General features: G+C 55.0%; 20 protein-coding genes. 11 read left to right on the top strand and 9 right to left on the bottom strand.

What is annotated here, in order from left to right:
- Positions 1–91: 91 nt before the first annotated feature.
- The 3 genes from tamA to QZQ97_RS15760 are packed head-to-tail and all read left to right on the top strand — an operon-like array spanning position 92 to position 5993.
- Complete coding sequence (tamA, locus tag QZQ97_RS15770) at positions 92–1828, top strand: autotransporter assembly complex protein TamA (RefSeq protein ID WP_311994222.1); 1737 nt, start codon at positions 92–94, stop codon at positions 1826–1828.
- The gene (tamB, locus tag QZQ97_RS15765; RefSeq protein WP_311994221.1) at positions 1825–5643 is read left to right on the top strand and encodes an autotransporter assembly complex protein TamB; all 3819 of its coding nucleotides are present in this window, start codon (positions 1825–1827) and stop codon (positions 5641–5643) included. Before tamA ends, tamB begins: the two co-directional genes overlap by 4 nt.
- Before the next feature lie 2 nt (positions 5644–5645).
- On the top strand, positions 5646–5993 hold the full coding sequence (locus QZQ97_RS15760) for a gamma-glutamylcyclotransferase family protein (protein ID WP_006317485.1): 348 nt from the start codon (positions 5646–5648) through the stop codon (positions 5991–5993).
- Between the two features lie 54 nt (positions 5994–6047).
- Here the strand turns inward: QZQ97_RS15760 and ppa are convergent, their stop codons facing one another.
- Entirely contained in the window at positions 6048–6578 is a 531-nt protein-coding gene (ppa, locus tag QZQ97_RS15755; protein ID WP_004952787.1) for an inorganic diphosphatase, read from the bottom strand.
- Between the two features lie 255 nt (positions 6579–6833).
- Here ppa and QZQ97_RS15750 point away from each other — a divergent pair, with 255 nt between their 5' ends.
- Entirely contained in the window at positions 6834–8387 is a 1554-nt protein-coding gene (locus tag QZQ97_RS15750) for a methyl-accepting chemotaxis protein (RefSeq protein ID WP_311994220.1), read from the top strand.
- Between the two features lie 41 nt (positions 8388–8428).
- On the opposite strand, the gene fbp is transcribed toward QZQ97_RS15750, so the two are convergent.
- A complete protein-coding gene (fbp, locus tag QZQ97_RS15745) occupies positions 8429–9433 on the bottom strand; it encodes a class 1 fructose-bisphosphatase (protein ID WP_004952791.1) in 1005 nt (334 codons plus the stop codon).
- A 169-nt stretch (positions 9434–9602) separates the two neighbouring features.
- Here fbp and mpl point away from each other — a divergent pair, with 169 nt between their 5' ends.
- Complete coding sequence (mpl, locus tag QZQ97_RS15740) at positions 9603–10982, top strand: UDP-N-acetylmuramate:L-alanyl-gamma-D-glutamyl-meso-diaminopimelate ligase (protein ID WP_311994219.1); 1380 nt, start codon at positions 9603–9605, stop codon at positions 10980–10982.
- A 190-nt stretch (positions 10983–11172) separates the two neighbouring features.
- On the opposite strand, the gene yhcN (QZQ97_RS15735) is transcribed toward mpl, so the two are convergent.
- The 3 genes from yhcN (QZQ97_RS15735) to argR all read right to left on the bottom strand — a co-directional run bounded on the left by yhcN (QZQ97_RS15735) (position 11173) and on the right by argR (position 12699).
- On the bottom strand, positions 11173–11436 hold the full coding sequence (gene yhcN / locus QZQ97_RS15735; RefSeq protein ID WP_311994218.1) for a peroxide/acid stress response protein YhcN: 264 nt from the start codon (positions 11434–11436) through the stop codon (positions 11173–11175).
- Between the two features lie 124 nt (positions 11437–11560).
- Positions 11561–11824 (bottom strand): peroxide/acid stress response protein YhcN, encoded by a 264-nt coding sequence (gene yhcN, locus QZQ97_RS15730; protein WP_311994217.1) that lies wholly within the window; start codon positions 11822–11824, stop codon positions 11561–11563.
- Between the two features lie 404 nt (positions 11825–12228).
- On the bottom strand, positions 12229–12699 hold the full coding sequence (gene argR / locus QZQ97_RS15725) for a transcriptional regulator ArgR (protein ID WP_004952803.1): 471 nt from the start codon (positions 12697–12699) through the stop codon (positions 12229–12231).
- A 466-nt stretch (positions 12700–13165) separates the two neighbouring features.
- On the opposite strand from argR, the gene mdh reads away from it, so the two are divergent.
- Positions 13166–14104, top strand: coding sequence for a malate dehydrogenase (gene mdh / locus QZQ97_RS15720; protein WP_006317490.1), 939 nt, complete (start codon positions 13166–13168; stop codon positions 14102–14104).
- A 67-nt stretch (positions 14105–14171) separates the two neighbouring features.
- On the opposite strand, the gene QZQ97_RS15715 is transcribed toward mdh, so the two are convergent.
- Positions 14172–14432, bottom strand: a complete 261-nt coding sequence (locus QZQ97_RS15715; RefSeq protein WP_311994216.1) for a helix-turn-helix domain-containing protein — start codon at positions 14430–14432, stop codon at positions 14172–14174.
- A 181-nt stretch (positions 14433–14613) separates the two neighbouring features.
- On the opposite strand from QZQ97_RS15715, the gene QZQ97_RS15710 reads away from it, so the two are divergent.
- Complete coding sequence (locus QZQ97_RS15710; RefSeq protein ID WP_311994280.1) at positions 14614–14964, top strand: DNA-binding protein; 351 nt, start codon at positions 14614–14616, stop codon at positions 14962–14964.
- A gap of 50 nt (positions 14965–15014) precedes the next feature.
- On the opposite strand, the gene ispB is transcribed toward QZQ97_RS15710, so the two are convergent.
- Positions 15015–15986 carry an octaprenyl diphosphate synthase gene (gene ispB, locus QZQ97_RS15705; RefSeq protein WP_311994215.1) on the bottom strand — a complete coding sequence of 324 codons (972 nt, stop codon included), beginning with the start codon at positions 15984–15986 and terminating at the stop codon, positions 15015–15017.
- Positions 15987–16255: 269 nt separating this feature from the next.
- On the opposite strand from ispB, the gene rplU reads away from it, so the two are divergent.
- The 4 genes from rplU (at position 16256) to cgtA (ending at position 19108) form a co-directional block, all read left to right on the top strand.
- Entirely contained in the window at positions 16256–16567 is a 312-nt protein-coding gene (rplU, locus tag QZQ97_RS15700; protein ID WP_004933561.1) for a 50S ribosomal protein L21, read from the top strand.
- Between the two features lie 17 nt (positions 16568–16584).
- Positions 16585–16842 carry a 50S ribosomal protein L27 gene (gene rpmA / locus QZQ97_RS15695; RefSeq protein WP_004933559.1) on the top strand — a complete coding sequence of 86 codons (258 nt, stop codon included), beginning with the start codon at positions 16585–16587 and terminating at the stop codon, positions 16840–16842.
- 105 nt (positions 16843–16947) lie between these two features.
- Entirely contained in the window at positions 16948–17919 is a 972-nt protein-coding gene (locus tag QZQ97_RS15690; RefSeq protein WP_311994214.1) for a DMT family transporter, read from the top strand.
- 16 nt (positions 17920–17935) lie between these two features.
- On the top strand, positions 17936–19108 hold the full coding sequence (gene cgtA / locus QZQ97_RS15685; protein WP_311994213.1) for an Obg family GTPase CgtA: 1173 nt from the start codon (positions 17936–17938) through the stop codon (positions 19106–19108).
- A 53-nt stretch (positions 19109–19161) separates the two neighbouring features.
- On the opposite strand, the gene pmrB is transcribed toward cgtA, so the two are convergent.
- Both pmrB and pmrA read right to left on the bottom strand, forming a co-directional pair.
- Positions 19162–20226 (bottom strand): two-component system sensor histidine kinase PmrB, encoded by a 1065-nt coding sequence (pmrB, locus tag QZQ97_RS15680; protein WP_311994212.1) that lies wholly within the window; start codon positions 20224–20226, stop codon positions 19162–19164.
- Positions 20223–20885: a two-component system response regulator PmrA gene (pmrA, locus tag QZQ97_RS15675; protein ID WP_311994211.1), complete on the bottom strand. Its 663-nt coding sequence runs from the start codon at positions 20883–20885 to the stop codon at positions 20223–20225. Before pmrA ends, pmrB begins: the two co-directional genes overlap by 4 nt.
- Positions 20886–20888: the final 3 nt, after the last annotated feature.

Here is a 20888-nt window from a genome sequence, read left to right as displayed (position 1 = left end):
GAAGAGGGCTGCCGTCCTGATAGCGCGGAGTCTGCCCTGGCACCAGAGAGCGATGTTATACCAGGAAAGTAAAATAAATTAAGGAGAACGCGTGCCACGATACCGTGCCCTGTGCTTTTTTTGTGCGCTGCTCGCGACGCCTGCGGCGTTTTCGGCGAATGTGCGGCTGCAGGTTGAAGGACTTAGCGGGGAACTTGAAAAAAACGTCCGGGTGCGGTTGTCTTCCATCACGCCGGAAGAAGTCGGCACCGATGGGCGTTTCCGCGCACGCGTGGACGAAGCCGTCCGCCAGGGGCTGCGCGCGTTGGGTTATTATCAGCCCACCATCGATTTTACGCTGGATGACCGCCCGGGGCTGGCGCGTCCCGTGCTGCATGCCAAGGTGAATCCGGGCGAGCCGGTGCGCATTGCCGGTGCCAATATTCAACTGGAAGGTGGCGCGAAAACCGACGAAGACTATCTGGAACTGGTCAAAAAGGGCCGACCGACGATAGGCGAGATCCTCAATCACGGCAAATACGACGGCTTCAAAGGTTCTCTGACCGGCATGGCGCTGCGCAAAGGTTATTTCGATGCCGATATGACCAAGAGCCAACTGGGCGTGGCGGAGGAACTGCATAAGGCTTATTGGGACATCGACTTCAACAGCGGGCAGCGCTACCGTTTCGGCAAGGTGAAGTTCGAAGGTTCGCAAATCCGTGAAGACTATCTGCAAAATCTGGTGCCCTTTCATCAGGGGGATTATTACAGTTCGGAAGAGTTGGCCGAACTGAACCGTCGTTTGTCCGCCACCAACTGGTTTAACTCGGTGGTGGTGTCCCCTGATTTCCAAGACGCCAAAGAGAACAAGATTTTGCCGTTAGATGCGCTGGTTACGCCGCGCACCCGCAATACCATCGAAACCGGGGTCGGTTATTCCACCGACGTCGGCCCCCGGGTAAAAGGCACCTGGAAAAAACCGTGGCTTAACGATCGCGGGCATAGCCTGGAAACCAGCGCCAGTATTTCCGCGCCGGAACAGCAGCTTGATCTGACCTATAAAATCCCGCTGTTGAAGAACCCATTGGAGCAGTACTACCTGTTGCAGGGGGGCTTCAAGAACGTCGATCTCAACGACACCAAGTCCGTTACGTCAAAAGCGGTGGTTTCCCGCAATTGGGATCTCTCCAGCGGCTGGCAACGGGCATTGAACCTGACCTGGCGTCTGGACCACTTTACCCAGGGTACGGTCACCGACACTACCATGCTGCTGTATCCCGGCGTCAGCGTTAACCGTACCCGCTCGCGCGGCGGTCTGATGCCGACCTGGGGCGACAGCCAGCGTTATTCTCTCGATGTCTCCGACACCACCTGGGGTTCCGGCGTCGACTTTGCGCTGATACAGGCGCAAAACGTCTGGATCCGCACCCTGGCCGACAAACACCGCTTTGTTGCGCGCGGGCAGGTTGGTTGGATCGAAACCAATAACTTTGAAAAAGTACCGCCGGATCTGCGTTTCTTCGCCGGTGGCGATCGCAGCATTCGCGGCTACAAATACAAAGGCATTTCACCCCGTGACGATGACGGCAAGCTGACCGGCGCCTCCAAAATGCTGACCGGCTCGCTGGAATACCAATACAACGTGACCGGCAAATGGTGGGGCGCGGTGTTTGTGGATTCCGGCGAAGCGGTGAACGATATCAAGCAAAGCAACGTCAAAACCGGCGCCGGCTTCGGCGTGCGCTGGCAGTCGCCGGTCGGCCCGGTGAAGCTGGATATCGCCGCTCCGGTTGGGGATAAAGAGACCCACGGGGTGCAGTTCTATATCGGTTTGGGGCCTGAATTATGAGCCTGATTAAAAAGATTTGTCTAGGACTCTTGATTGTTCTGCTGTTGCTGATCGGCGGGTTGGCTTATCTGCTCGGCACCACCAGCGGCCTGCATACGGTTATCAATGGGGCTGCGCGTTGGGTACCGGGGCTGGAGATTGCCGGCGTCAGCGGCGGTTGGCGCGACTTGACGCTAAAGGGCGTGAAATACCAGATGCCGGGCGTGACGGTGAATGCCGGGCAGTTCCACCTGTCGCTGGATTTATCCTGCTTTAAACGCAGTTCGCTGTGCGTTAACGCCCTGACCGCTCAGGACGTGGATGTCGTGGTGAAAACCAAAGAGATGACGCCGTCGGCGCCGGTGGAGGAGACCAGCGAGCCGACCACGAATCTGAGTACGCCATACCCGATCACCCTGCGCATGCTGGCGCTGAACAACGTCAAGGTCAGCGTCGACGACACGGCGATTTCACTGGGCGAGTTCCGCACCGGCGCACAGTGGCAGGAACGCGCACTGACCCTGCTGCCAACCAAAATCAGCTCGCTGCTGATAGCCCTGCCGAAAACGCCGCAAAACCCATTGCCGGAGGCCGTGCAGCCGGTCGTCGAGGTGGCGAAAAAGGTCGGGGAAAAAGTCGATGAGGCTGCCAAGCCTGTGCCTCAGCCGGAAGAGAAGCCGCTGGGCGAAACCTTGAAAGAACTGTTCGCCAAACCGCTGCTGCCGGATCTGCCGGACATTCGCCTGCCGCTGGATATCACCGTCAAGGAAATTAGCGGTGAACAGCTGCGGCTGACTGGCGACACCGAGGTATTGATCACCAGCCTGCTGCTGCAGGCCAGCACCAAAGACCAGCATATCCAGCTGGACAATTTTGATGTGAAATCGCCGCAGGGCACGCTGTCCGCCCAGGGACAGGCGACGCTGACCGGCAACTGGCCGGTGGAGATGGTGGCGAACAGCACGCTGAATATTGAGCCGTTGAAGGGTGAGAAGGTCAAGCTGAACGTCGGCGGTGGGCTGCGTGAAGAGCTGAAAGTGGCGCTCAATCTTTCCGGGCCGGTCGGTGCGCAGTTGGATATGCAAACTCAATTGGCTGAGGTCGGTTTGCCGTTGGCACTGACGCTGCAAAGCAAACAGCTGAAATGGCCGCTGAGCGGCGAGGCGCAATATCAAATCAATGATTTCCGCCTGCGTTTCAACGGTAAGGCGACCGATTATGCGCTGTCGACGCGCGCCAACATCAAAGGTCAGGATCTGCCGCCGGCGGTGCTGACGCTGGATGGCAAAGGCAACGTCGAACAGTTCAAACTGGATCGCCTGCGGCTGGCCGCCTTGCAGGGCAACGCCGATTTGACCGCGCTGGTGGACTGGAGCAAGGCCATCAGCTGGAATTCACAGCTGATGCTAAGCGGTATTAACACCGCCAAACAGTGGCCGGAATGGCCGGCTACGCTTGCCGGCAAGATCACCACTCGCGGCAGCCTGCACGGTGGCAGCTGGCAATTGCAGGTACCGGTGCTGCAGCTCGACGGCAACGTGAAGCAAAACAAGGTCACGGCGCGCGGCTCGCTCAGCGGCAACGCTGCCGGGCAGTGGAAAATCCCCGGTATCGATCTGACGCTGGGGCGTAACCAACTGAACGTCAAAGGCCAACTGGACGAGAAAAGTTGGAATCTGGATGCGAATATCGACGCACCGCGCCTGGACGGCGCGCTGCCGGGGCTGGGCGGTACGGCGAAAGGTCTGCTTAAACTGCGCGGCAACCTGCAGGCGCCTCAGTTGTTGGCCGATCTGACCGCTTCTGGCCTGCAGTGGCAGGCGCTGCGCATTAACCGGGTTAAAATTGACGGCGACGTGCGCTCCAGCGATCAGATTCAGGGCCAACTGGCGGTACGGGTTGAACAACTGAAGCAGGATGCTCTGGAGATCAACCTGCTGACGCTGGATGCCAAAGGCAGCGAAAAACAGCATCAGCTGCAACTGAAGATTGACGGCAAGCCGGTATCCGGCCAACTGGCGCTTCAGGGCAGTTTCGATCGTCAGCAGCAGCGCTGGCGCGGCAACCTGAACAATACCCGTTTCGATACCCCTGTGGGCGAGTGGCGGTTAACGCGCGCCATTGCGCTGGACTACCTGAATACCGCACAGAAAATCAGTATCGGGCCGCACTGCTGGCAGAACCCGAACGCCGAACTGTGCGTGCCGAAAACCATTGAGGCGGGCCAGAGCGGCCAGGCCAGCGTAGTGCTGAACCGCTTTGATCTGGCGATGGTGAAACCTTTCCTGGGGCCGGAAACGGCCCTGAGCGGCGTGTTCTCCGGCCGGGCGGATGTTAGCTGGAAACCGGGTGGCGCGTTGCCTGATGCGAAAGTCTCGCTGGTGGGCAATGGGGTGAAAGTGGTGCAGCAGGTGCAGGGTAATGCGCTGCCGATCGCCTTCGATACGCTGAATCTCAACGCTGGGCTGACCAACGGCCGCGCGCAGGCGGACTGGTTGATCAAGCTGAACAATAATGGCCAGTTTAACGGCAACATTCAGGTCACCGACCCGCAGGTGCGCCGCATTATCAGCGGTAATGTCAATATCACCAATATCTCGCTGGCGATGATTAACCCGGCGCTGATGCAAGGGGAAAAAGCGGCGGGCATGTTGAACGCCAACCTGCGTCTGGGCGGCAGCGCGCAAAAACCGCTGGTTTATGGCCGGTTAGCGCTGGATAAAGTGGATATTGATGGGCACTGGATGCCGTTTGACATGACTGACGGCCGGTTGGTGGTTAACTTCGATGGCATGACCTCGACGCTGGAGGGGCTGATCGGCACGACTCGCGGGCAGTTGAACCTGTCCGGTGACGCCGACTGGCGCGATATCAACGCCTGGCGCGCCCGTATCGCCGCCAAGGGCGACAAGCTGCGGGTGACGGTGCCGCCGATGATCCGCATCGACGTTTCGCCTGATCTGGTCTTTGAAGCGACGCCGCAGCTGTTCTCGCTCAATGGCTCAGTCAATATCCCCTGGGCGCGCATAACGGTGCAGGAACTGCCGGAAAGCGCGGTGGGCGTGTCTTCCGACGAAGTGATGCTGGATAATCAGCTGAAACCCATACAGCCGAAAACCGCCGGGATCCCAATCAACAGTAATCTGATGATCCACGTCGGCAACGACGTACGACTGGATGCCTTTGGCCTGAAGGCCAGGCTGAAGGGCGACTTAAAAGTGGTGCAGGACAAGAACGGCCTGGGCCTGAACGGCCAGATTGACATCCCTTCCGGTCGCTTCCATGCTTATGGTCAGGATCTGATTGTCCGCAAGGGCCAACTGCTGTTCTCGGGGCCACCGGATCAGCCGTTGCTTAACCTTGAGGCGATCCGTAATCCGGACTCGACCGAAGACGGCGTCACCGCCGGGGTCCGCGTCACCGGGCTGGCGGATGCACCGAAGCTGGAGGTGTTCTCCGATCCGGCTAAATCGCAGCAGGAAGCCTTGTCTTACCTGCTTCGTGGGCAGGGGTTGAGCAGTTCTGGCGCCGACGGCAACGCAATGACCTCAATGTTAATTGGGATGGGGGTTGCACAAAGTGGTCAACTTGTGGGTAAAATCGGCGAGGCGTTTGGCGTAAGTAATTTGGCCCTGGACACCCAGGGGGTTGGCGACAGCTCCCAGGTTGTCGTGAGCGGCTATGTTCTCCCAGGCTTACAAGTAAAATATGGGGTGGGCATTTTCGACTCGCTGGCCACGCTGACGTTGCGTTACCGCCTGATGCCTAAGTTGTATCTTGAAGCGGTGTCTGGTATCGACCAGGCATTAGATTTGCTCTATCAGTTTGAGTTTTAGCGATGCGAATAATTGTCTACGGCAGTTTACGACGCAAACAGGGAAACAGCCATTGGATGACCAACGCCCAATGGCTCGGCGAGCATGAGCTCGAAGGCTATCAGATTTATAATCTGGGCCATTACCCGGCGGCGATCCCTGGAGAGGGCACGGTACATTGTGAGGTGTACCGTATTAACTCATCGATTCTGGCAGAGCTGGACGAACTGAAAAGCAACACCAAGGACTATAAGCGCGAGCTGATTCAGACGCCTTATGGGAGTGCGTGGATCTACCTGTATAAACACAGTGTGGACGGTTACCCGCGGATTAACAGCGGCGACTGGTTGAAGCGTCTCGACGAAAAGTAATAAAAAAAAACACCGCTCACTGAGCGGTGTTTTTTCATCGGACGGCGGCAAGAATTACTTCTTGGCAGCGCGTTCGAAAGAAGCAACGATTTCAGCTTTGGCAGCGGCAGCGTCTGCCCAGCCTTCCACTTTCACCCATTTGCCTTTTTCCAGATCTTTGTAATGCTCGAAGAAGTGAGCGATCTGGGCACGCAGCAGTTCTGGCAGGTCGTTCACATCTTTGATGTGATCGTACTCTTTGGTCAGCTTGCTGTGCGGAACGGCAACCAGTTTTGCATCTTCACCGGCTTCGTCGGACATCTTCAGCACGCCCACCGGACGGCAACGGATCACAGAACCCGGCTGCAGCGGATACGGGGTCGGCACCAGCACGTCAACCGGATCACCGTCCAGAGACAGGGTGTGGTTGATGTAACCGTAGTTGCACGGATAGAACATCGCGGTAGACATGAAACGGTCAACGAACAGCGCGCCGGTGTCCTTGTCGATTTCATATTTGATCGGATCGGCGTTAGCCGGGATTTCGATAACAACGTAGATGTCTTCCGGCAGGTCTTTGCCAGCTGGGACCAGATTCAAGCTCATGTCGGTTTCCTTTAATCAAACCAGAAATGGAGTGGCGGCTATTATAGCGGACTCTTTTGCGATTTCCTGCCCTTTTCATCACCGACTCCCCACCGGGGAGCCATCTACCGCATTTCCAGATTAATCCTCCAACGAGGTTAAGTTTTTCCCGCCGTTGCCGATAACTTCATCAAATAATAATGAGCCGGGAAACCTGGCTCCGCGTTTTACCTCCCCTACGTTTGATCTCACTATTTCTGAAGCCGGGAAGAACTCATGCTAAAAAAGATTACGGTGAAGGCCGGGCTGATTGCCCTGCTTAGCCTGACGACGCTGTTGTTGATTATGGTCAGCACGATCGGCGTCAACGCGATTAATGAAGGGTCGCGTTCGCTACACACTCTGAACCAGATCCTGGGGGAGGAACTGGGATCGCTGGCCAGCAGTTCCAACCTGACGCTGCGTGCCAGAACCGCCGCTTCGCTGGCGGTGCGCCAGCGGGAAATAGGCCAGATTGAGGTTTCCGATGCCACGGTAGGCCGTATCTATGATTACCTCGAGCAGTCGAAGCACGAAATGGCGCGTTTTGTCAGCGTCGGTACCGTCACCGAACGTGGCCGTGAGCTCTCTACCCGTTTGCAGAACAGCTACCGGGCCTATCTCGAACAGGGTGTCAGACCAATGGCCGACGCCATCAAGGCCGGTAAGGTCGATGACTATTACGACATTCAGGAAACCCGGATTTCGGCCCTGAGCATCGCCTTCGAAAAAGACCTCAGCGATTTCCGCAGCTTTGCCATGAAAGTGGGGCAACAGCGGGTGGATGAGGCGGAAAATAACGCCAGCACCAAAATCACCCTGATCGTGTTTGCCGGCTTGCTCAGCGTGCTGCTGGCAGTGCTTGCCTGGTTTGCGCTGCGGGTGATTATCCTGCGCCCTCTCGATGAGTCTATCGCCCAACTGGAATATATCGCCGGCGGCGACCTGACGCACCGAATTACCGGCGAAGGGGATACCGAGGTGGGTCGTTTGATCCGCGCTATGCAACGAATGCAACAGGCGCTGGTCGGCTCGGTGAGCAAGGTGCGCGATGCCAGCAGCCAGATTGATACCGGCTCACGTGAGCTGGCGGCCGGTAACCTGCATCTGGCGCAGCGCACCGAGGAGTCTGCAGCCTCGCTGGAAGAAACCGCGGCCAGCATGGAACAGCTGACTTCGACGGTGAAAATGAACGCCGAGAATTGCGAGCAGGCTAACCAGCTGGCGCTGAGCGTATCCGATATCGCCAACCAAGGCAGCGAGGTGGTCAGCCAGGTGATGGACAAGATGCAGGCGATAACCGACAGTTCACGGCGCATCGCCGATATCATCAGCGTGATGGACGGCATTGCCTTCCAGACCAATATTCTGGCGTTGAATGCGGCGGTCGAAGCGGCCCGTGCCGGTGAACAAGGACGCGGTTTCGCCGTGGTGGCCGGTGAGGTACGCAGCCTGGCACAGCGCAGTGCGCAGTCGGCGAAAGAGATCAAAGGGCTGATAGAAGCGTCGCAGAATCGGGTGCAGGAAGGCGAGCAGATGGCGGAATCTGCGGCGAAAACCATGAATGGCATTACCGGTGAAGTGGGCCGCGTAACGGCGCTGATGCGGGAAATTTCGGCGGCTACCCGGGAACAAAGCAGCGGTATTGAGCAGGTGAACCTGGCAGTGGCCCAGATGGATCAGGTTGCGCAACAAAATGCTGCGTTGGTCGAAGAATCTGCTGCGGCGACGCGTTCGCTGGAGGATCAGGCTCAACTGCTGGCACAGAGCATGGCGGCGTTCAAATTATGATGGATGACAGGAGGCGGCATGCCGCCTCCTGTAGAGAGGCTTTATTCGTCCGGGTTTTCGGCGATAAAGCGCTCGGCGTCTTCAACCATGGATTTGGTACCGACGAAGAAAGGTGCACGCTGGTGCAGTTTCACCGGAGTAATGTCCAGAATACGGTTTTTACCGTCGCTGGCTTTACCGCCGGCCTGTTCTGCCAGGAACGCCATCGGGTTGCATTCATACAGCAGGCGCAGCTTGCCTTGCGGGTGGCTGGCGGTGCTTGGGTAAATGTAGATGCCGCCTTTCAGCAGGTTGCGGTGGAAGTCGGCAACCAGTGAACCAATGTAGCGTGAGGTGTAAGGGCGTTGTGTCGCTTCGTCCTGCTCCTGACAATACTTGATGTATTTCTTCACGCCGCGAGGGAACTTGATGTAGTTGCCTTCGTTGATGGAATACATGTTGCCGGTGGCCGGGTAACGCACTTTCTCATGGGAGAGGCAGAACACGCCCAGAGACGGATCGTAAGTAAAGGCATGCACGCCATAACCGGTGGTATACACCAGCATGGTAGAGGAACCATAAACTACGTAGCCGGCTGCAACCTGGGCGCTGCCCGGCTGCAGGAAATCTTCTTCGGTCACGGGAGTGCCGACCGGGGTGATGCGACGATAGATAGAGAAAATAGTACCGACCGAGACGTTGACATCAATGTTGGACGAACCGTCCAACGGATCCATCAACACCACATACTTGCCATTTTCAGCCCGCTCGCCATCGAAAATCACGATCTCATCTTCTTCTTCAGAAGCGATACCCGCAACTTCACCGCGCGCTTTCAGCGCAGCTTTCAGCTTTTCGTTGGCGAACAGGTCCAGTTTCATCTGGACTTCACCCTGTACGTTGGAAATGCCGCTGGTACCGAGGATATCAACCAGACCCGCTTTGTTGATGTCGCGGTGGATGATTTTGGCGCCCAGTTTAATTGCAGAAAGTAACGCTGTCAGCTCGCCGGTGGCGTGAGAGAAGTCGTGCTGTTTCTCGACGATAAATTCGCCTAACGTTTTCATGACACAATCCCTGAATCTACGGATGGGTAGCGGTTTGTTAACAAACCGCCAACGTATTCGCGAGCAGTGTAGCCCAAAGATGAGCGCTATTCATAGGCAAATCCATTTCTTCTGGACGATTCTGAGCGGTAGAATAAGGCAACATTCGACGTACTCAATTGAGAAAACTATGCGCATTCACATTCTTGGGATCTGTGGCACCTTTATGGGGGGGCTGGCGGTACTGGCTCGTTCGTTGGGACATGAGGTGACCGGCTCTGACGCTAATGTCTATCCGCCGATGAGCACGCTGCTGGAGAAAGAGGGGATCGATCTGATCCAGGGTTACGATCCGGCTCAGTTGGATCCCGCACCGGACCTGGTGATCATCGGCAACGCCATGACGCGCGGTAACCCCTGCGTGGAAGCGGTGCTGGAGCAAGGCATCCCTTACGTTTCCGGCCCGCAGTGGCTGCATGACTATGTACTGCGCGATCGCTGGGTGCTGGCGGTTGCCGGGACCCACGGTAAAACCACCACGGCCGGCATGGCAACCTGGATCCTGGAAGCCTGCGGTTATCAGCCCGGCTTTGTCATCGGCGGCGTGCCGGGGAACTTCGACGTTTCCGCGCGCTTGGGCGGCAGCCCGTTCTTTGTGATCGAAGCCGATGAATACGACTGCGCATTCTTCGACAAGCGCTCCAAGTTTGTTCATTACAGCCCGCGTACGCTGATCATGAACAATCTGGAGTTTGATCATGCCGATATCTTTGACGATCTGAAAGCGATCCAGAAGCAGTTCCATCATCTGGTGCGCCTGGTGCCGGGCAAGGGCAAGATCATCTTGCCTGACAACGACAACCACCTGAAACAGGTGATGGCGATGGGGTGCTGGAGCGAGCAGGAACTGGTTGGGGAAGAGGGGGCATGGCGGGCGCACAAGCTGACCCCGGACGCCAGCCACTATGAAGTGTTCCTCAATGGCGACAAGGTTGGTGAGGTGAAATGGGCGCTGGTGGGCGAGCACAACATGCATAATGGCCTGATGGCCATTGCCGCAACGCGTCACGTTGGCGTACAGCCTGCAGACGCCTGCGCCGCGCTGGGCGATTTCATCAATGCCCGCCGCCGTCTGGAGCTGCGTGGCGAAGCCAACGGCGTCACGGTGTACGACGATTTTGCGCATCACCCAACGGCGATCCTGGCGACCCTGGCCGCTCTGCGCGGCAAAGTGGGGGGGACCGCCCGCATTCTGGCAGTGCTTGAACCGCGTTCCAACACCATGAAAATGGGCATCAGCAAGAACGATTTGGCGCCATCGCTTGGCCGCGCCGATGAGGTCTTCCTGTTCCAGCCACACCATATTCCCTGGCAGGTGGCGGAAGTGGCGGAGGCTTGCGTGCAGCCGGCCCACTGGAGCGCCGATCTCGGCACGTTGGTGGATATGATAGTGAAAACCGCTCAGCCGGGTGACCATATCCTGGTGATGAGTAACGGCGGATTTGGTGGGATCCACGATCGGTTGCTGGAGGCATTGGCCAATAAGCCAGAGCCGAAAGTAACCTACTGATCGACAGGAAAAATTCGATAAAGGGCCGCTAGCGGCCCTTTTTTTCGCCCATAAAAAAGCCCTCGCGAGCGAGGGCAACGGGGTTCGTCGGATAGGACGACGATAATCTTCAGAGAATTCGCGTTTACGACAGAACTCGGCAGTGGCAGTGACGAGGGTAATCAGTTCGGTAATCGCGTTCTCTGAATTGTTATTTGTAGATTTCGGCAGTCGCGTGCCAGTTGCCGTTTTCGTAGGCTTCGATCACTCGGTACGCTTTAGCGCCTTGTTTATCGGCTTTGTCGGACAGCGCCTGGCGAATATCCGAAGGTGCACCAGTGACGCCACTGGCGGTAATGGTGCCGACAGACTGAAGATCACCGGCCTGGTCATTGGTGATCAGCGTAGCGGCTGAAGCGCCGAACGAAAGGGCTGACATCAGGCTAATTGCCGCGAGGGTAGCTTTCATGTTCATGGTCGTGTGTCCTGTAGCGATAACAGCCAGGAAGGGCTTTACAGCGTTTATTATTCTTGAAAGCTGTTATCGGCAATGCTGGTTTCCAGAGATGTATTGCCCGTTGCCGGGTAATGCCGGGGTCTTATTTGTAAATTTCAGCCGTGGCGTGGTAGTTGCCTTCATTGCGCGCTTCGATCACGCGGTAAGCGGTCGCGCCGCGGGCATCGGCTTTTTCAGACAGCGCCTGACGGATATCTGAAGGGGCACCGGCTACGCCACTGACGGTAATGGTGCCTGCGGACTGCAGTTTGGCCGCCTGATCTGCATCAACGGATTGTGCTGCAAATGCGCCAAAGGAAAGCACAGACATGAGGCTTAGTGTTGCAACTGTAGCTTTAATTTTCATGATTTCACCTTATCGTATTCTTTTGTCAGTTCCAATGAACTGTGATTTACGTCACGGAAATGAGTATACATCTAGTAACTCGAAAAATTAATAGTTCGCTAACAGTTTCTTGTGAAACTTTATTATGGTGATTCTTATCTTTAATAACCTTATGGAATAAAAATCGCTCATAAAACGATCTTTCGATGTTAAATTTATGTAATTTCAATCAGGTAAGCGTTTTTGACCAAACGTGCGGAAGAATGCAGTAGCTATCACTGGCTCTGTATAAATGTCATTGGAATGTGTCGTAACAAGGCGGAAATCGAGTTTTAAACGTGGCAGGGCGAGAGGAAAAGGTAAGACAGGGTTAAAGAAGCGCTAACAAAACGCGACCGTCAGCCGCATTTTGTTAGCGTTGTGCATCATAACTCTTGTTCGAATAGCGACAGGATGGCTTCGTACAACTGACGAGCGGTAAAGCTGCTGGCTGGGGTAACAAAAATGGTGTCGTCACCGGCGATGGTGCCGAGAATGCCCTCGGATTTGCCCAGCGAATCCAGCAGGCGGGCAATCAGTTGCGCGGCACCGGGGCTGGTATGGATCACCACTACGGCATCGTTATGATCGACATCCAGCACCAGATTCTTCAGCGGGCTGGTGGTGGTCGGTACGCCGAGTTCGGCCGGAAGGCAATACACCATTTCCATTTTGGCATTGCGGGTACGCACCGCGCCGAACTTGGTCAGCATGCGCGATACTTTGGATTGGTTGATGTTTTCGAAGCCTTCTTCTTGCAGCGCCAAAACGATCTCGCCTTGAGAACTGAATTTTTCTTCTTTCAATAACGCTTTAAACGCTTTGATCAGATCTTCCTGCTTTGCGGGATTACGCATTTTGCACCGTGGAATGTTGACAATAGAAGTGATTATTATGCATATAAATGAATTTTTATGCAATAAAAGGACGTCCGAAGAAAACAATAATGCCCGGACAATGAGGAAAGGGCGGCATTTTAACAAAATCCGTACCCCATGAATATGCCCTTTCAGTGACCGAAAAAGCGGCCAGCGGCGGTAAAGAAAATGTTATTAAAATGATGTTGTTCTGATGTTATGTAAGGGTGTAATGTAACCGCCGGTTAACTTGCTCGTGAATAACCTCGCACTATTTTTGATTAATGTGCGCTATGCCCTTAATGTGTAAGCCATTTAATCTAAAATGAACGCGGCAGCGGCAGTTTTATTGCACCAGCTCTCAAACAGACTGTTAAGAGATTGTTTTTAAAGGTGTAATAATTTAAGGTCCGTAACTAACGTATTCACGGCGCTTTATATATTTAAGATAATAAAGGAGTATAGGATGAAAGTTGCAGTTCTCGGTGCTGCTGGCGGTATCGGCCAGGCCCTCGCCCTTCTACTCAAAACCCAGCTTCCTTCAGGTTCTGAACTCTCTCTCTACGACATTGCCCCCGTTACCCCAGGCGTTGCCGTCGACTTAAGCCACATCCCTACCGCAGTTAAAATCAAAGGCTTCAGCGGCGAAGACGCTACTCCAGCTTTGCACGGCGCAGATGTAGTGCTGATTTCGGCCGGCGTTGCGCGTAAACCTGGCATGGATCGTTCAGATCTGTTCAATGTCAACGCAGGTATCGTGCGTAATCTGATCCAGCAAGTGGCGACAACCTGCCCGAAAGCCTGCATCGGCATTATCACCAACCCGGTAAACACCACCGTGGCAATCGCCGCGGAAGTGCTGAAGAAAGCCGGTGTTTATGACAAAAACAAACTGTTCGGCGTGACCTCGCTGGATATCATCCGTTCCAACACCTTCGTGGCTGAGCTGAAAGGCAAACAGCCGGAAGAGCTGAACGTGCCGGTTATCGGCGGGCACTCTGGTGTGACCATTCTGCCACTGTTGTCACAGATCCCTGGTGTGAGCTTTACCGAGCAGGAAGTGGCGGATCTGACCAAGCGTATCCAAAATGCGGGTACTGAAGTGGTTGAAGCTAAAGCCGGTGGCGGGTCCGCAACTTTGTCAATGGGCCAGGCGGCGGCGCGTTTCGGCCTGTCTTTGGTTCGTGCGCTGCAAGGTGAAAAAGGCGTGGTGGAATGTGCTTATGTGGAAGGTGACGGCAAATATGCCCGCTTCTTCGCACAACCGCTGGTGCTGGGCAAAAACGGCGTAGAAGAACGTAAAGACATCGGTACTCTGAGCGCGTTCGAGCAGAAAGCGTTGGAAGAGATGCTGGATGTTCTGCATAAAGATATCGAACTGGGTGAAAAGTTTATCAATAACTGATCAACCCAGAACGCATGAGTATGCACAAGCCGCCGGACATCGCACCGGCGGTTTTTTTATGCCCGAATCATGACCTGATACGGGCTTTTCGATTTAGCAGGTCGTTGGTTTGCGGATCGAAATAGCGGCTTGGCCAGATCTCTGCAGGATGGACATCCAAGGCTTCGGCAATCAGCCATTCCCCTTTTGGCCAGGGCCGAGATAGCGCGTTCGCCAGTGTGGATGAGCTAAGCCCCGCTTTGCGCGATACTGCCGCCAGTGTCGTTCCCTTCTTACGTAAAGCCGCAATGATATCCGCCGGATGCCAGTCCTTGTTCCCAGAATTCATGTTTGCATTCCCTTTTTTGATTAGCGAAAGTTCTGTTAGTGGTATAACTAACAGGTCAAGATTAATCGTTTGAACAACATGAAACGCTTATACGGAAATTAGGATACCACTAAATTTCTATAAAAATATCTCATTAATTTCTAAAAAACGTCCTTGCACATTTTCCCCAGAGATCATGGCTATGAAAAAAGAGTGGTTTGCCGCCAAGGAACTTACAGGCATTGCAGGATTACCCGCTTCACCACAGGGAATAAATTTGATGGCGCGTCGCGATGGCTGGATCAGTCGCAGGCGTAAAGGTGTGCAGGGAAAGGCGCTGGAATATCATATTGACAGCTTACCGTCAGATACGCGCAATTTGCTGATACTAAAAGAAGACCCGGCAATTTATGACATTGAACGCAAGGATCCTCTGGCGGTGTGGATTGAATATTACTATCACCTGACGGAAACCGAGCGTGAGAAAGTGTTGGCGTTCCTGATGCGTGAAGGCATAGGCAGCCTGCTGGCGCGTATCTCGGAGGGGAAATGAACAGACCCGCGTCCGCAGGTCTGTAGAAACTTCCAAGGAGTTTTTGTTTCTCAAAAATCTCGCTGAACCGCAAGGTGCGCTAATCCTTCAAGCGCGGAGCGATGAGGGGATTCCGGCAGAACCTGCAGCGCGGCAATCGCCTTATCGGCCTCTTCTTCGGCGCGTTGGCGGGTATATTCAAGTGAGCCGCACTGTTGCATGGCCTGTAAAACCGGTTCTAACAGATGACGGCCGCTGCCTTGTTCAATGGCTTCGCGGATCATGGCCGTTTGCGCGCTGTTGCCGTTACGCATGGCGTGCAGCAAGGGCAGCGTGGGTTTCCCCTCGTTCAGATCGTCACCGGTATTTTTACCCAGAGTGCTGCCGTCGGCGCTGTAATCGAGCAGATCGTCGATCAGCTGGAATGCGGTGCCGAGATAGCGGCCGTAATCCTGCAGCGCTTTTTCTTCTGCTGCGCTGGCCTCGGAAAGGATCGCTGACGATTGCGCCGCCGCTTCAAAAAGACGAGCGGTTTTGCTGTAGATCACCCGCATATAACTTTCTTCGGTGATATCCGGATCGTTCACGTTCATTAACTGCAGCACTTCACCTTCGGCAATGACGTTGACCGCTTCGGACATCAACGCCAGCACGCGGAGTGACTCCAGGCTGGTCATCATCTGGAAAGCGCGGGTATAAATGAAGTCGCCCACCAGCACGCTGGCGGCATTGCCGAACGCGGCATTGGCGGTGGCCTTGCCGCGGCGCATGTCGGATTCATCCACCACGTCATCATGCAACAGGGTAGCGGTATGAATGAATTCGATCAGCGCAGCGACGGTAATGTGCTTATCGCCCTGATAATGCAACGCCCGCGCCGCCAGAACGGCGATCATCGGACGGATGCGCTTACCGCCACCGCTGATAATGTAATAGCCAAGCTGATTGATGAGTGTGACATCGGAATTCAGCTGTTCGAGAATTGTTGCGTTCACGGCCGCCATATCTTGCGCGGTTAACTCGGTAATTTGCTCTAGGTTCATTGTATTTTTTTCAGCTGTGTTTCTCTTCACCGCGTTGAGATCGCTGCTCACATCGGTACATGGCGGTAACTGTCCCTCTGATTGTACTTGAAAAACGGCTCAGATAAACGCCATGAAAGAAACTGTGCTTTTTTTCTTCTTTTTTCTGCTTCTGGTCTTATTCTGCTCTTGTCATACGCGGGATTATTGCGTAGAATTCGCGCCCTATTGTGAATATTTATAGCGCGCTCTGTACTAAATAGTTGGGCACGCGGAAAGCGGAGTTTTATATGTACGCGGTTTTCCAAAGTGGTGGTAAACAACACCGAGTAAGCGAAGGTCAGACCGTTCGCTTGGAAAAGCTGGACATCGCAACTGGTGAAGCGGTTGAGTTTGACCAGATTCTGATGATTGCTAATGGCGAAGATATCAAAATCGGCGTTCCTTTCGTCGATGGCGGTAAGATCAAAGCTGAAGTCGTTGCTCACGGTCGTGGCGAGAAAATTAAGATTGTTAAGTTTCGTCGTCGTAAGCACCACCGTAAGCAGCAGGGCCACCGTCAGTGGTTCACTGACGTTAAAATCACCGGCATCAGCGCTTAAGTTAGGAGAGCGGATTAATGGCACACAAAAAGGCTGGCGGCTCGACTCGTAACGGTCGCGATTCAGAAGCTAAACGTCTGGGCGTAAAACGCTTTGGCGGCGAAGCAGTACTGGCAGGCAGCATCATCGTTCGTCAGCGCGGCACCAAATTCCACGCTGGTACCAACGTGGGTTGCGGCAAAGACCACACTCTGTTTGCTTTGAAAGACGGTAAAGTCAAGTTCGAAGTTAAAGGCCCGAGCAATCGTAAATTCATCAGCATCGAAGCTGAATAATTTTTCGAGCCTTACTAAATAGATGTAAGCCCCGCAACTCGTTGCGGGGCTTTTTACATTTATGGGCTGCTTATGCATCGGCCCACCAGCGCTGGCAAAGGTAAGATGGAAACGAAACAGCAGGTCGGAATTGGCATTTCTCTGGCGGTGACCACGGCGATTTGCTGGGGTGCGTTGCCGATTGCGATGAAAGAAGTGCTGGTCGTGATGGATCCGTTTACCATCGTTTGGTATCGATTTACCCTTGCCGCACTTGGCCTGGGGACCATTCTGGCGGTACGCGGCAGACTGCCTCCGGTAAAAATGTTCCGTCAGCCGCGCTGGCTGTTAATTTTGGCAATCGCCACTGCGGGCCTGCTGGGGAACTTTATTTTCTTCAGCTCTTCGTTGCAGTACCTCAGCCCGACGGCGTCGCAAGTGATCGGCCAACTGTCGCCGGTCGGTATGATGTTTGCCAGCGTGCTGATTTTAAAAGAACGCATGCGCATCACTCAGGTGATTGGCGCATTGATGTTGATCTGCGGGCTAATGCTGTTTTTCAATGTCAGCCTCATTGAGATCTTCACCCGCCTGACGGATTACACCCTTGGGGTGCTGCTGGGCGTCTGTGCGGCGGCGGTTTGGGTGACTTATGGCGTTGCGCAGAAAGTGTTGTTGCGCCGATTGGCTTCACCGCAGATCCTGGTAATGTTGTACACTTTATGTGCAGTGGCGCTGTTCCCTCTGGCGCGGCCAGAGATGATTTCCCAACTCAGTGGCTGGCAATTGGCTTGTTTGCTGTTTTGTGGCGCTAACACGTTGATTGGCTATGGTGCACTGGCGGAGGCCATGGCGCGCTGGCAGGCAGCGCAGGTGAGTGCGTTAGTCACGCTGACACCGCTGTTTACCTTGCTGTTTTCAGATTTATTGGCGCTGGCCTGGCCACACGTATTCGCCGCCCCGGCATTGAATGTCGTCGGCTATATCGGTGCTTTCGTGGTGGTAGCGGGCGCCATGTTTTCCGCAATTGGTCACCGATGGTGGCCGCGACGGGCAGAAACCAACCTGGTTGCTCCTTTAAAGCAGCCCGGTGAATGATTTACGGAGACGGTAAATGAAGTTTGTAGATGAAGCAGCGATTTTGGTCGTTGCAGGTGACGGTGGTAATGGTTGTGTCAGTTTCCGCCGCGAAAAGTATATCCCGAACGGTGGGCCGGATGGCGGCGATGGCGGCGATGGCGGGGACGTCTATCTGCTGGCGGACGAAAACCTCAATACCTTGATTGACTACCGTTTTGAGAAATCTTTCCGCGCCGAACGTGGCCAGAACGGCCAAAGCCGTGACTGTACCGGTAAACGTGGCAAAGACATTATCGTCAAGGTGCCGGTCGGTACTCGCGTGCAGGATCAGGGCACCGGCGAGATCCTCGGTGACATGACCCGTCACGGCCAACAACTGATGGTCGCTAAAGGCGGTTGGCACGGTCTGGGCAACACCCGTTTCAAATCTTCGGTTAACCGCGCGCCGCGTCAAAAGACGTTGGGTACTGCCGGTGAGGCCCGTGACATCTTGCTGGAATTGCTGCTGCTGGCCGATGTCGGCATGCTTGGCCTGCCGAATGCAGGCAAGTCGACCTTCATCCGCGCGGTATCCGCAGCCAAGCCAAAGGTTGCCGACTATCCGTTTACTACCCTGGTGCCTAGCCTGGGCGTGGTGCGAATGGATCACGAGCAGAGCTTTGTGGTGGCCGATATTCCGGGGCTGATTGAAGGTGCATCCGACGGCGCTGGCCTGGGTATTCGTTTCCTGAAGCATCTGGAGCGTTGCCGCGTGCTGTTGCACCTGGTGGATATCGCCCCAATCGACGAATCCAATCCGGTAGAAAATGCCAAAATCATCATCAACGAGCTGAACCAATACAGCGAAAATCTGGCGCAGAAGCCACGCTGGCTGGTGTTCAACAAAGTTGATTTGGTAGGTGCGGAAGAAGCGGCCGAACGTGCCAAGGCGATTGCAGAGGGCATGGGTTGGGAAGGGAAGTATTACATGATCTCCGCCGCCAACCGCGAAGGTGTCAATGCGCTGTGCTGGGACGTGATGAACTTTATCAATACCCAACCGAAAGCCATGGCGATCGAAGAAAGCGCACCTGAGAAAGTCGAGTTCATGTGGGACGATTACCACCGTGAACAGATCGCGGAAGTGGAAGCCGAAGCGGATGACGATTGGGATGACGACTGGGACGAAGATGACGACGAAGGCGTCGAAATCATATACCAGAAATAATCTTGCGAAGAGAAGGGCTCAGTTTACAACGCTGGGCCCTTTTTTTATCGGCGTTATTTGTTCAGCACGTTTTCAGGCAGCCAGCATTGGGCATTCAGCCCGCTGGAATCCTGGCGATTTTCCAGCGTCAGGCAGCCCTGATGCAGCTGCACGATACGAGTCACGATATTCAGCCCCAGCCCGCTGCCGCCATAACGTTGATCCATACGGCGGAACGCCTGGGTAAGCTCACCAGCCATCTTCTCCTTCACGCCAGGTCCTTCATCGATCACCTGCAGCAGGTGGCCGTGCTCCTGCGGTGCAAGCCTGACTTGAATGAGGCTGCCTTCGGGGCTGTAGCGGTGTGCATTTTCCACCAGGTTACGTAACAACAAACGCAGCAGCACCGGGTCGCCATGAATTTTTGCCTCTGCAGGAAGTTGCCATTGCAGCTTTTGATCGCGTTGAGCGGCCAGCTCGTCAAGCTCCTCCCGCAGTGGCTGAATCACATCGTGCACCCAATCAAAACGTTGATAGTGTCCGCTGGCAAAATCCTGCCCGGCGCGCGACAGCATCAACAGCTGTTCGACGGTGTGCATCAACTGGTCGATGCGGGTAATCAGCGGTTTACTTTGCTCAATACCCTGTTTTTCCATGATTTCCAGATGCAGACGGATCCCCGCTAACGGTGTGCGCAGCTCATGTGCCGCGTCGGCGGTGAACAGCCGTTCCTGCTGGATGGTGTTGTCCAGGCGTGAGAAAAGCTGATTGAGTGCGGTGGTGACCGCTTTCATTTCCAGGCTGTCACTGTTAAGAGGGAGCGGAGTCAGGTTATCGGCGGAACGTTTCTCCAGCCGCTGTTGCAGCTGATTGAGCGGGCGGATAATCCAGCTAATGGCCCAGAAAGAGGCGAGCAGCGTGACAATCATCATGATCAGCGAAGGGGCGAGCAGCGAGGCTATCGCCTCGGCGATTTCAGTGTCGACACGTTCGGTGCGAATCTTGGCCGACAGCGTTTCATCCACCAGGAAACTGATTTGCTCCTGGCTTTCATGCCACAACCAAAAGGCGCTGATCAGCTGGGTGACCAGAAGGATCAGCGCCAGCATCAACAACAGACGACGGCGCATGCTGATCATGAGGTGGATTCCAGGCGGTAACCGATACCCCGGACGGTGCGGATGCGATCTTTGCCCAATTTACGACGCAGGTTATGGATATGCACTTCCAGCGTGTTGGAGCCTAAATCATCCTGCCAGGTGTAAAGATCCTGCTGCAGCAGTTCACGATTGACCGTTTGCCCGGCACGCATCATCAGGCGAGACAGGATGGCGAATTCTTTTGGTGTGACTTCAACCGGCTGTTGGTGAACGTATACCTGCTGGCTGGAGAGATTGAGTTGGAGATCGTCCAACTGCATCAGGTTGTCGCTGTGGCCCTGATAACGGCGAATTAGGGCGCGCACCCGCGCCTGCAGTTCAACCAGCGCGAAGGGTTTCACCAGATAATCGTCAGCGCCGGCGTCCAGCCCATCGACACGGTCTTCCAGTGCATCGCGGGCGGTGAGGATCAGCACCGGCAAATCGATTTGCTGGCGGCGCCACTGCCGCAGCAGGCTGGCACCGTCCTGGTCGGGTAGACCGAGATCGAGGATGATCATGCTGTATTGGCTGGTAATGAGCAGCGCATTGGCTTGCGCCGCCGTAGCGGCGCAGTCGCAGGCATAACCTTCGCTGGCCAATGCCAGCGCCAGCCCTTGCTGCAACAGCTCATCGTCTTCAACAATCAGCAGTTTCATCCT

The sequence above is a fragment of the Serratia sp. root2 genome, assembly GCF_031931805.1.
GTDB classification, from domain to species: domain Bacteria; phylum Pseudomonadota; class Gammaproteobacteria; order Enterobacterales; family Enterobacteriaceae; genus Serratia; species Serratia inhibens.
This window is presented reverse-complemented; position numbering and strand designations above follow the sequence as displayed.